This window comes from Rhizobium sp. 01T444, from assembly GCF_056398305.1.
The window spans coordinates 1-516 of sequence record NZ_JBFTPD010000425.1; the positions used below are offsets into that span (position 1 = coordinate 1).

1 protein-coding gene is annotated in these 516 nt (G+C 71.3%); it reads left to right on the forward strand.

Features of this window, described 5'->3' with window-relative positions:
- The coding region (locus tag AC1DTN_RS39285; protein WP_477925674.1) for an MFS transporter at nt 1-472 on the forward strand (472 nt) is incomplete at its 5' end.
- Nucleotides 473-516 lie beyond the last annotated feature (44 nt).

Here is a 516-nt window from a genome sequence, read left to right on the forward strand (position 1 = left end):
CGGGCTGGTGATCGGCGGCGCGTCCGTCGCCTACCTGATCGGCACCTTCCTCTGCCGCAGCTGGATCGACTCGCACGGCATCGTGATCTCGGTGCGCCGCGCCGGCTACCTGTCGCTGGCGGCCGCGGCGCTGCTGATCGCGCCGCAGCTGGCGGATGCGCACACCCCCTTCACACTGACGGCCGGGCTGTGGCTGATGCTGCTGGCCTATGGCATCCACCAGCCCTGCGGCCACGTCGGGATGGCGACGCCTTTCCCGCTGCAGGCGGGCGCCGCCTCGGCGCTGGGCGGCTTCGTCTTCGCGGCCGCCGCCTTCCTGTGCGGCACCTGGATGGGCATGATGCACCGCGGCGGCAGCGCCGCCGTGCTGGCGCTCACCACCGGGCTGCTGGCAGGCGCCACCGGCATGATCGCCCTCACGCTGGTGCAGCGCCACGGGCGGCCCGGCCTGGCCCAAACCGTCGTACCCTGAATCGCCTTTCATTTCATGAGGACCACCATGACCCACGCATACAT